Genomic DNA, 10,504 nt, shown 5'->3' on the forward strand with positions numbered 1-10,504 from the left:
CCGTTACCGTGCGGTGATCGCGTTGCGGAACGCCAGCGGCGCGGCAATGGTCGCTATTGTTTCCCTGCCCTCGCCGACCCCCATGATGGTGACGTCGCCATAGTTGAGGATGCGTCCCATGATGGTCTGGTTGACGTCGACGCTTTCCACCTTGTCCAGCGCGATCTCGAAGGTCCGTCGCTGAATGAAGCCGGTCTTGTGCACGACACGCTTGTTGGTCACGTCGGTCTCGGTGGTCAGGCGGTGGAACCAGGCCCTGACGGTCCAATACAGCGCAGCGACTGCGATCACGGCCGCGGCGGCAAGGCATATCATCTGAAGATTGTAGACGGCGGTGAGTTGAGACAGGATGAGAAGCGCGAACACCACGATCCAGGCACCGATTGCGGGTAGATAAAACATCCAATGCGCGTTGGTCGAATACAGCACCTTCTCGCCAGGCTGCAAAATCTCGTCGATATAACGCCCCATTACCCTCGCCTCTACCTCACCACTGGCCCCGGCGGAACAGCCAAAAAGCCTCGATCCAGGAACCTGCTTGCCCCCGGCCGCGCCGCTCTGTATACGCGCCTTTCGGCTGGCGCGCCTGAAGTTTCGCGCCGGCCTACCACCTTATTCTCCCTGAGGGAAATGAGCGCGCCGTCATGAGTCGCCTCGTGCTGAAATTCGGCGGCACGTCCGTCGCCAATATCGACCGTATCCGCAATGTCGCGCGCCACGTGAAGCGCGAGGTCGACGCTGGCCACGAAGTTGCTGTGGTCGTCTCCGCGATGGCCGGCAAGACCAACGAACTGGTCGCGTGGTGCACCGAGGCTTCGCCAATGCATGATGCGCGTGAATATGACGCCGTGGTGGCGTCGGGCGAGCAGGTCACCTCCGGCCTGCTGGCGATCGTGCTGCAGGGCATGGGTATCCAGGCCCGCTCGTGGCAGGGCTGGCAAATCCCGATCAGGACCAGCGATGCCCATGCCTCCGCTCGCATCATGGAGATCGACGGCTCCGAGTTGATCCAGCGGTTCAAGGACCGCAAGGAGGTCGCGGTCATCGCCGGCTTCCAGGGCGTCAACCCCGAGACCAATCGAATCACCACCCTCGGCCGCGGCGGCTCCGACACCTCAGCGGTGGCGATCGCGGCCGCCATCAAGGCCGACCGCTGCGACATCTACACCGACGTCGATGGCGTCTATACCACCGACCCGCGCGTCGTTCCCAAGGCGAAGCGGCTCGACAAGATCGCCTTCGAGGACATGCTGGAACTGGCCTCGCAAGGCGCCAAGGTGTTGCAGGTGAGGTCGGTGGAACTCGGCATGGTGCACAACATGCCAATCTTCGTCCGTTCCAGCTTCGACAAGCCCGAGGACATCGATCCCCATGCCAACCAGCCGCCGGGCACGCTGATCTGCAGCGAGGAGCAAATCATGGAAAATCACGTTGTCACCGGCATCGCCTTCTCCAAGGACGAGGCCCAGATCTCGGTGCGTCAGATCGAGGACAAGCCTGGCATCGCTGCCTCGATCTTCGGCCCGCTTGCCGACGCCAACATCAATGTCGACATGATCGTGCAGAACGTGTCCGAGGACGGCAAGACAACCGACCTCACCTTCACGGTGCCGGCCACCGACTATAAGCGGGCGCGCGAAACGATCTCCGCGGCCAAGGACAAGATCGGCTATCAGCGCCTCGATACCGCCACCGACGTCGCCAAGGTATCGGTGATCGGGAGCGGGATGCGCAGCCATGCCGGCGTGGCTGCGCAGGCTTTTGCCGCCCTGGCGGGCCGCAACATCAACATTCGCGCCATTACAACCTCCGAGATCAAATTCTCCGTCCTGATCGACGCCGCCTATACCGAGCTTGCCGTCCGCACGCTGCATACGCTCTACGGGCTGGATCAGGTCTAGAAGAAATTTCCCCCTGTCACGCCATGTCCCGCTTTGCAACAAGGCGGGACATGGAAACGTGTTGCAAGCGGTCCGAAAGCCGTTGATGCTGCCGATGCTGGCAGGCGTTTTGCTTGGCAAAACAAGCTCCAATTCGCTATACGGCCACGCAGAACAAGCGCTGCAATTGCGCCCCCGGCGAGGGCTGTCCCGATTCGGGCGGCGGATGAAGCCTACGACGGCGTCGCATCACGAAAGCTGTTGTATTTCGGAAGCTTAGCACCAGATTCCGGCTGACCACCGGACTGGTCCCAGGAAGGGGGATTGTGCCACATGCGAAGCACGTCGGGAGGCCCCCGCGTCTTACTGAGACGGCTTCGCGAGACCATGGCGGAGCAGGTCTCGGCACAGGAGCGCCTGGACAAGATCGTGGTGCTGATCGCGGCCAACATGGTGGCCGAGGTCTGCTCGGTCTACGTGCTGCGCGTCGACAACACGCTCGAGCTGTACGCCACCGAAGGTCTGAACCGCGACGCCGTGCACATGACCGTGCTGAGCGCGCATGAGGGCCTGGTCGGCCTCGTCGCCAGCGAGGCCACGCCGCTCAACCTGAGCGACGCACAGAGCCACCCGGCGTTCTCCTACCGCCCGGAGACCGGCGAAGAAATCTACCACTCCTTCCTCGGCGTGCCGATCCTGCGCGCCGGCAACACGCTCGGCGTCCTGGTGGTGCAGAACCGCGCCAAGCGCACCTATGTCGAGGAAGAGGTCGAGGCGCTGCAGACCACCGCGATGGTGCTCGCCGAGATGATCGCCTCCGGCGAGCTCGCCGCGCTGGCGCAGCCCGGCGCCGAGCCCGCCGTCCGCCATTCGATTCACAAGTCCGGCACCGTGCTGTCCGACGGCATCGCGCTCGGCCATGTGGTGCTGCATGAGCCGCGCGTGGTGGTGAACAACTACATCGCCGAGGACCTGCCGAAGGAGATCAAGCGGCTGGATGCGGCGCTCGTCATGCTGCGCGCCGACCTCGACCGCATGCTGGAGCGCGGCGACGTCGCCGACAGCGGCGAGCACCGCGACGTGCTCGAAGCCTACCGCATGTTCGCCAACGACCAGGGCTGGTCGCACAAGCTGCATGAAGCCGTGGCCACGGGCCTGACGGCCGAGGCCGCAGTCGAACGCGTGCAGTCCGACACCCGCGCCCGCATGCTGCGTTCGACCGATCCCTATCTGCGCGAGCGCCTGCACGACCTCGAGGACCTCGGTTACCGGCTCTTGCGCCAGCTGGTCGGCCGCGACCACGCGCCCTCGCGCGAGCAGATGCCTGACAATGCCATCCTGATCGCGCGTGCGATGGGCCCGGCCGCACTGCTCGATTACGATCGCAAGCGGCTGCGCGGCCTGGTGCTGGAGGAAGGCACAGCCAATTCGCACGTCGCCATCGTGGCACGCGCGCTCGGCATTCCCGCCGTCGGCGAGGTGCCGAACGCGCCCGGCATCGCCGATCCCGGCGACGCGATCATCGTCGACGGCACCTCCGGCTCGATCTATGTGCGCCCCTCCAACGAGATCGAAGCCGCCTATGCCGAGCGGGTGCGCTTCCGCGCCCGCCGCCAGGCGCAATATCTCGAGCTGCGCAACAAGCCTTGCGTCACCAAGGACGGCCAGCCAGTCGAATTGATGATCAATGCCGGCCTGGTGATCGACCTGCCGCATATCGACGACACCGGCAGCGCCGGCATCGGCCTGTTCCGGACCGAGCTGCAGTTCATGGTCTCGGCCAATCTGCCGCGCTCGAGCGATCAGCTCGCACTCTATCGCACCGTGCTCGATGCCGCCGGCCAGAAGCCGGTCACCTTCCGCACGCTCGATATTGGCGGCGACAAGGCCCTTCCCTATATGGAGACCGTGATCGAGGAAAATCCCGCGCTCGGCTGGCGCGCGATCCGCCTCGGGCTCGATCGTCCGGGCCTTCTACGCGGCCAGATTCGGGCCCTGTTGCGCGCCGGCGGCGGCCGTGCGCTGCGCATCATGTTCCCGATGATCTCGGAGGTCCCGGAGTTCGACGCCGCCAAGGCCATCGTCGAGCGCGAGCTGACCTATTTGCGCCAGCACGGCCATACGCTGCCCGAGCGCATCGACGTCGGCACCATGCTCGAAGTCCCTGCGCTGCTCTATCAGCTCGATGAGCTGCTCACCAAGGTCGACTTCATCTCGGTGGGCTCCAACGACCTGTTCCAGTTCCTGTTCGCGGTCGACCGCGGCAATGCCAAGGTCTCCGAACGCTTTGATACGCTGTCTGCTCCGATCCTGCGGGCGCTGCGCGACATCGTGCGCAAATCGCAGATCGCCAAGAAATCGGTTTCGCTGTGCGGCGAAATGGCGTCGAAGCCGATCGGCGCCTTGGCTCTGATTGCGCTCGGCTACCGCTCGCTGTCGTTGTCGGCGACCGGGCACGGCCCCGTAAAGGCGATGATCCTCGAGCTCGACGCCCGCAAGGCCGAGGCGATGATGGATAGGCTGCTCGCCGCTCCCGCCGGCAGCATGTCGATCCGGCAGAAGCTGACCGAGTTCGCCGAGGCCGAAGGCCTGGCTTTGTAGCGGCGCTCGTCAGCGCTTCCGCGTCATTGCCCCGAATCCATTTATTCCTGAGACAAGAAGAATCATGTCGTCGCTGCCCGAAGCCAAACTGGACGTCCTGCTGGCACATCACGCTTCTCTCGAAGCGGAGCTGCTGGGTCAGGTCAATTCCGACAAATACGTCCAGATCACCCGCGAACTCGCCGAACTCAATCCCGTGATCGATGCGGTGAAGGCCTACCGTGCCGCGGTCAAGGAGCTCGCCGACGCCGAGACGCTAATCGCCGATTCCGCAACCGACGCCGAGATGCGGACGATGGCGGAAGCCGAGCGCGAGGAGCTGGTCGAACGCCGCGCCGAGCTCGAGCAGAAGATTCGCCTGGCGCTGTTGCCGAAGGACGCGATGGACGACCGCAACGTGGTGCTGGAAATCCGCGCCGGCACCGGCGGCGACGAGGCCTCGCTGTTCGCCGGCGACCTGTTCCGGATGTATGAGCGTTTCGCTTCGCTGCAGGGCTGGAAGGTCGAGGTGATCTCGGCCTCCGAAGGCACCGTCGGCGGCTACAAGGAAATCATCGCGGAGGTGCAGGGCCGCGGCGCGTTTGCGAAACTGAAATTCGAATCGGGCGTGCATCGGGTGCAGCGTGTGCCCGACACTGAGACGCAGGGGCGCATCCACACTTCCGCGGCGACGGTCGCCGTGCTGCCCGAGGTCGAGGATGTCGACGTCGACATCAAGAACGAGGATCTGCGCATCGAGACCATGCGCGCGCAAGGCGCCGGCGGCCAGCACGTCAACAAGACGGAGTCGGCGATCCGCATCACCCATCTTCCGACCGGCATCGTGGTGATGATGCAGGACAGCCGCTCGCAGCACAAGAACCGCGCCTCCGCGATGAATATCCTGCGCTCGCGCATCTACGATGCCGAGCGGCAGAAGGTCGACGCCGCGCGCTCGGCCGACCGCAAGGAAAAGGTCGGCTCCGGCGACCGCTCCGAGCGGATCCGGACCTACAACTTCCCGCAAGGGCGCGTTACCGACCACCGCATCAACCTGACGCTCTACAAGCTGCCGCAGGTCATTGCCGGCGAAGCGCTGGGCGAGCTGATCGACGCGCTCACCACCGAACACCAGGCCGCACAGCTCGCGGCGCAGGGAGCAGCGGCGTGACGCAGCAATGCGCGCGGCTTAGTCAAGCGGGAGCGTGCAGCAACACTAAAAGTGTCGTCCCGGCGAACGCCGGGACCCATAACCACAGGCGATTGTGGTTCGCACGGCGATGGAGCGGCGTCCTCGCTTCCCATCCGTCGACGGTGGCTATGGGTCCCCGCTTTCGCGGGGACGACACCGAGAATATCTCGCGAGGGGATATCGCCGCGTGAGCGAAGCTGCGGGCGGCCACACCATCGACTCGATCCGCCGAACCCTCGCGGCGCGCTTTGCGGCGGCTGGTCTCGACTCTCCCGAGCTCGATGCGCGGCAGTTGGTCGGCGCTGCGCTGAACCTCGATCTCACCGCGCTGGTTACTCAAGGCATGCGGCCGCTCGGTACGGACGAAGCCAGCCGGATCGAACCGTTGGCGCAACGCAGGCTTGCGGGCGAGCCGGTCGCGCGTATCCTGGGTTGGAAGGAGTTTTGGGGACTGCCGCTCACGCTCTCTGCCGAAACGCTGGTGCCGCGGCCCGACACCGAGACGGTGGTCGAGCTCGCGCTGGAGCATTTGTCTGCCAGCGGCGATCTGGAGCGGAGGTTGCGCCTCGCCGATCTCGGCACCGGCTCCGGCGCGATTCTGCTCGCGCTGTTGTCGGAGCTGCCGAATGCGTTCGGCGTTGGCACCGACATCAGCCTGGACGCGCTGCTGACGGCACGGACCAACGCGATCCGCCTCGATCTCGCCAGCCGCGCCGGCTTCGTCGCCTGCTCCTATGCCTCGGCGCTGGCAGGTGCATTCGATTTGATCGTATCGAACCCGCCTTACATCCGCGGGCCTGAGATTGCCGATTTGGCGTTCGAGGTGCGTGAGCACGATCCGCACCGGGCACTCGATGGCGGGCCCGATGGGCTCGATGCCTATCGTGCGCTGGTCCCGCAAGCCGCAGATCTGCTCCGACCGGGAGGCGCGCTGGTCGTCGAGGTCGGCCGCGGCCAAAGCGATGATGTTGAAAGCTTGATGACAAAGGCCGGCTTGCTTGCAGATTCTACCACCACAAGGTCCGATCTGGCCGGAATTCCCCGCGCGGTGATGGGTCGAAAAAAGCCCTGAGAAGGCGGAATTAACCAGTAAAAACCTCTTGGAATATCGCCGCGGAGCGACTACGTTCCGCTCAAAGCATCGGCGCAGGCCCCCGTAGAGCGGTCCCGGATGGGACGACCGCCGCGGATCCACGCAAGCGAGCCGCGCCGGGCGATAGGTTCCAAGACGCAGGTCGGACGAGCGCAATAGCCGGAAATGAGGCTATGTGGCTCGCGACTGCAGAGCGAACGAAAGCCTGATTTTGCGCTTGACGTCTTACACAAAGGAAACTGGGTCTGTCGCAGCAACAGCTGCCTTGGCAGGCTGAAAACGTGGTTCGCCGGCATAGCCGCTGGCGGGTGGGGAACGCGTGTTGAACGCGCTTTGTCGAGACATCGGTCGAGATGATCGTCCGTCGAAGATTCGGCTGTCGATCGCAGCTATCGATCACGTCGACACAGGTCAGATTGCAGCGCAGGACCGCGGCTGGCACGTGCAGCCCGGCGAGGTTGTATTGGCGTAAATATCGCAATTCGCAGTGGCATTTCAGTGCTTCTAACACAGGGTTGGAATAAAGGCAGGACATGAGAAACGGTCAAAACAACAAGCGGATGCGCAACCGGAATAACAACAATAATAACCGGCGCGGCCAGAACCCGCTGACCCGTGTGTTCGAGTCCAACGGGCCGGACATCAAGATCCGCGGCACCGCCTCCCACGTGGCGGAAAAATACGTCCAGCTTGCCCGCGATGCCCGCTCGTCCGGCGACCCCGTTGCGGCCGAAAACTATTATCAGCACGCCGAACATTATTTCCGCCTGATCGCCGCCGCCCAGGAGCAGCTCCGCCAGAACCAGCCGCAGCCGCGTCACACCGACGATCTGACGGTGGACGATCTGGATGACGAGGGCGATGGCTTCTCGAGCTTCGGCCAGGAACCGGGCTTCGTTCCGGCCCCGCAGCCGCAACCTTTCATGCGCGACCGCGACGGCGGCCAGCGCGATCGGGAGCCGCGGGACAACCAGCCCTATCAGCGCGACCAGCAGCCGCGGGAGCAGCGCGAGCATCGTGAACCCAGAGAGCCGCGCGACCAGCGCGAGCCGAGGGAACATCGCGAACCCAGAGAGCATCGGGAGCATCGCGAGCCGAGGGAGCATCGCGAACCCCGTGAGCATCGCGAGCCCAGGGAGCCGCGCGAGTTTCGCGAGCGTCCGCAGCCGCAATATCAGCCCCAGCCGCAACCGCAGCCCGTGGTCGCCGACAGCAGCGTCGACCGCCTGCCGTCCTTCATCACCGGCCCGCAGCCGCAGATCTCGAACGCGCCGGCCGGCTTCGAAGGTGGTGGCGAGCGCTATCCGCGGCGGCGCCGCCGCCCGCACGCCCCGCGCTCGGCTGAAGCTGCAGCCGCGCCGGCGCCTGCGCCGAGCGACGATTTCAACCCCGGCGAATAGGCTCGCACAGCGTTTCTTGGGCGGGTGGATCCGATGATCCGCCCGCCCTTTTGTTGCCTGCGTGCCCGCTCGAGAGCCGGCCCCGGCATCCATGTCAGCACCCAGTCACAGTCCGTGTGCTACCGCAGAGCGCATGAAATACACGCTGCTCGCGATCGCGATTCTCGCCGAGGTTCTGGCCACCACCGCCTTGAAACAGTCGGAAGGCTTCAGCCGGCCGCTCTGGACCGCGCTGACCCTGGCCGGCTATGCGATCGCATTCTACTGCCTGTCACTGAGCCTCAAGAGCATCCCGACCGGCATCGCCTATGCCATCTGGTCGGGGGTCGGGATCATCCTGATCTCGCTCTTTGCCTGGGTGTCCCATGGGCAGAGGCTGGATACGCCGGCCATGATCGGCATGGGCTTCATCGTCACCGGAGTAGTGGTGATGAACCTGTTCTCCAACGCGACTGCTCAATAGCCGAGCGATAGCCCGGAAGACCCGCGCGGGCGCGGAGCCGCTGTCCTCAGCCGTTGCGGCCGCTGGCCGGCGCCGAGGGCACCAGCACCGGCTCGAGCCTTGGGATCAGCCGGATGCGCTGCCGGCGCGCGGGGATGACCCGGTAGACCTGCTTGGTGGCCTCGATGATCAGCACGCCGGCAAAGGGCAGTGACAGTGCCGCTCCGACCCGCTCCCAGGCCAAGGCCGAACGCAGGAGCCAGCCCCCGCTCACCGGCGGCATGAACAGCGCCTCGCTCCAGCCGGTCGGCGTGAACCAGGTCTGCCGCAAGAGCTCCGTGATCTGCGAGCGCGAATAGGGCCGGCCGTGGCCGAACGGGGTGGCGTCGGTACGCGTCCAAACGCCGCGGCGGTTCGGGATCACCATGATCATGCGCCCGGATGGCGCCATCACCCGCCACACCTCGCGCAGGAGCCCGGCAGGGTCGTCCGACATTTCCAGCGCGTGCACGAGCAGGATACGATCGACCGCCGCATCCGGCAGCGGCAGCGCATATTCATCCACCAGAGAGGCCAGCGTCGGCCGCGCAGTGGGCCATTTCAGGACGCCTTGCGCCGCAGGCATGAAGGCGATGCAGCGCTCGGAATCCTCGCGGAACAGGCCGAGATAGGGCGTCGGGTAGCCGATGCCGAGCACGCGCTGGCCTTTTGCGCTTGGCCAGCGCGACCTGATGCCGCGATTGATCAAACGCCGCGCCACGATGCCGAGGTGCTGCGAATAGAAGTTGCGGAGATCGATGACATCCATGATTTCAATGTAGCACGGCACGGGCGCTCTTCGCCCAGCCAAGATTGCGTTGCGTCGGCAGCGCTGACGCCATATCTGTCGCCAAGATCTCTCGTTGAGGCGTTTGGCACCTGACCATAACGCCGCGCCCAACCCGCCGATGGAGACAACATGGCCGCCGACATCAGCGTCTTTACCTGCCTGTCCGACAATTTCGGCTATCTGATCCACGACCCCGCGACCGGCGCCACCGCATCGATCGACGCGCCGGAGGCGGCGCCGATCATCCGGGAATTGAACGCCAAAGGCTGGCGGCTCACCGACATCCTGATCACCCATCACCATCACGACCATGTCGGCGGTGTCGCCGAGCTCAAGCAGGCCTATGGCTGCCGCGTGGTCGCGCCGCACGACAAGACGGCCAAGATCGCCAATGTCGATCAGCGCGTCGTCCATGGTGACGTGGTCAAGGTCGGTGAGCTGCTGGCGCGCGTCCTGGAGACGCCCGGTCACACGCTGGACCATGTGTCCTACGTGTTCGATGCGGAGAAGGCGCTGTTCGCCGCCGACACGCTGTTCTCGATCGGCTGCGGGCGGGTGTTCGAGGGCACCTACCCGATGATGTGGGACTCGCTGTTGAAGCTGCGCGCCCTGCCCGACGACTTCAAGCTCTATTGCGGCCACGAATACACCGCCTCCAATGTGAAATTCGCGCTCACCGTCGATTCCGATAACGAGGCGCTGAAGGCGCGCGCCGAGGAGGTCACCCGGCTTCGCGCCGCCAACCGGCCGACCATTCCAGCGCTGCTCGGCGAGGAGAAAAAGGCCAACGTGTTCCTGCGTGCCGACGATCCCGCGGTCGCGATCAAGCTGCGCATGAAGGGCGCAAGCGCGGAGGAAGTGTTCGGCGAGCTGCGCGAACGCAAGAACAAATCCTAACGAGCCGGCCGCGATCATGAGCACGCTGACAGCCGCCGAGATCATCGCCCAGCTCGGGCTCAAACCCCATCCCGAAGGCGGGCACTATCACCAGACGTTTCGAGACACCAAGGTCGATGCGAGCGGACGCGCGGCCTCGACCTTGATCTACTTCCTGCTGGCGCGCGATGAGCGCTCGCATTGGCATCGGG

General features: G+C 64.9%; 10 protein-coding genes. 8 read left to right on the plus strand and 2 right to left on the minus strand.

Translation table 11 applies throughout. The features are described from left to right. Positions 1-3: 3 nt before the first annotated feature. Positions 4-471: a PH domain-containing protein gene (locus tag BRAS3843_RS33485; RefSeq protein WP_008973663.1), complete on the minus strand. Its 468-nt coding sequence runs from the start codon at positions 469-471 to the stop codon at positions 4-6. 173 nt (positions 472-644) lie between these two features. Here BRAS3843_RS33485 and BRAS3843_RS33490 point away from each other — a divergent pair, with 173 nt between their 5' ends. The 6 genes from BRAS3843_RS33490 to BRAS3843_RS33515 all read left to right on the plus strand — a co-directional run bounded on the left by BRAS3843_RS33490 (position 645) and on the right by BRAS3843_RS33515 (position 8,608). Further along, positions 645-1,901 (plus strand): aspartate kinase, encoded by a 1,257-nt coding sequence (locus tag BRAS3843_RS33490; protein ID WP_008973664.1) that lies wholly within the window; start codon positions 645-647, stop codon positions 1,899-1,901. Between the two features lie 312 nt (positions 1,902-2,213). Continuing rightward, on the plus strand, positions 2,214-4,481 hold the full coding sequence (gene ptsP / locus BRAS3843_RS33495) for a phosphoenolpyruvate--protein phosphotransferase (protein WP_008973665.1): 2,268 nt from the start codon (positions 2,214-2,216) through the stop codon (positions 4,479-4,481). 64 nt (positions 4,482-4,545) lie between these two features. Continuing rightward, positions 4,546-5,631, plus strand: a complete 1,086-nt coding sequence (gene prfA, locus BRAS3843_RS33500) for a peptide chain release factor 1 (protein ID WP_008973666.1) — start codon at positions 4,546-4,548, stop codon at positions 5,629-5,631. 208 nt (positions 5,632-5,839) lie between these two features. Then, on the plus strand, positions 5,840-6,724 hold the full coding sequence (gene prmC, locus BRAS3843_RS33505) for a peptide chain release factor N(5)-glutamine methyltransferase (RefSeq protein ID WP_008973667.1): 885 nt from the start codon (positions 5,840-5,842) through the stop codon (positions 6,722-6,724). 554 nt (positions 6,725-7,278) lie between these two features. Next, positions 7,279-8,145, plus strand: a complete 867-nt coding sequence (locus BRAS3843_RS33510; RefSeq protein ID WP_035983661.1) for a DUF4167 domain-containing protein — start codon at positions 7,279-7,281, stop codon at positions 8,143-8,145. 133 nt (positions 8,146-8,278) lie between these two features. After that, entirely contained in the window at positions 8,279-8,608 is a 330-nt protein-coding gene (locus tag BRAS3843_RS33515; protein WP_008973670.1) for a multidrug efflux SMR transporter, read from the plus strand. A 46-nt stretch (positions 8,609-8,654) separates the two neighbouring features. Here the strand turns inward: BRAS3843_RS33515 and BRAS3843_RS33520 are convergent, their stop codons facing one another. Continuing rightward, entirely contained in the window at positions 8,655-9,395 is a 741-nt protein-coding gene (locus BRAS3843_RS33520; RefSeq protein WP_008973671.1) for a methyltransferase domain-containing protein, read from the minus strand. Between the two features lie 150 nt (positions 9,396-9,545). Between BRAS3843_RS33520 and gloB the strand changes: the two genes are divergently transcribed. Both gloB and BRAS3843_RS33530 read left to right on the plus strand, forming a co-directional pair. Continuing rightward, the gene (gene gloB, locus BRAS3843_RS33525; RefSeq protein WP_008973672.1) at positions 9,546-10,313 is read left to right on the plus strand and encodes a hydroxyacylglutathione hydrolase; all 768 of its coding nucleotides are present in this window, start codon (positions 9,546-9,548) and stop codon (positions 10,311-10,313) included. A 16-nt stretch (positions 10,314-10,329) separates the two neighbouring features. Next, positions 10,330-10,504, plus strand: a 175-nt coding sequence (locus BRAS3843_RS33530) for a cupin domain-containing protein (RefSeq protein WP_035983663.1), incomplete at its 3' end; no start/stop codon positions are given.

The sequence above is a fragment of the Bradyrhizobium sp. STM 3843 genome (assembly GCF_000239815.1).
GTDB lineage: Bacteria > Pseudomonadota > Alphaproteobacteria > Rhizobiales > Xanthobacteraceae > Bradyrhizobium.

Coding starts and splice junctions, on each gene's coding strand:
- BRAS3843_RS33520 (WP_008973671.1), bottom strand. CDS start 9,395: ATGGATGTCATCGATCTCCGCAACTTCTATTCGCAGCACCTCGGCATC.
- BRAS3843_RS33515 (WP_008973670.1), top strand. CDS start 8,279: ATGAAATACACGCTGCTCGCGATCGCGATTCTCGCCGAGGTTCTGGCC.
- BRAS3843_RS33510 (WP_035983661.1), top strand. CDS start 7,279: ATGAGAAACGGTCAAAACAACAAGCGGATGCGCAACCGGAATAACAAC.
- BRAS3843_RS33490 (WP_008973664.1), top strand. CDS start 645: ATGAGTCGCCTCGTGCTGAAATTCGGCGGCACGTCCGTCGCCAATATC.
- BRAS3843_RS33485 (WP_008973663.1), bottom strand. CDS start 471: ATGGGGCGTTATATCGACGAGATTTTGCAGCCTGGCGAGAAGGTGCTG.
- gloB (WP_008973672.1), top strand. CDS start 9,546: ATGGCCGCCGACATCAGCGTCTTTACCTGCCTGTCCGACAATTTCGGC.
- prfA (WP_008973666.1), top strand. CDS start 4,546: ATGTCGTCGCTGCCCGAAGCCAAACTGGACGTCCTGCTGGCACATCAC.
- ptsP (WP_008973665.1), top strand. CDS start 2,214: ATGCGAAGCACGTCGGGAGGCCCCCGCGTCTTACTGAGACGGCTTCGC.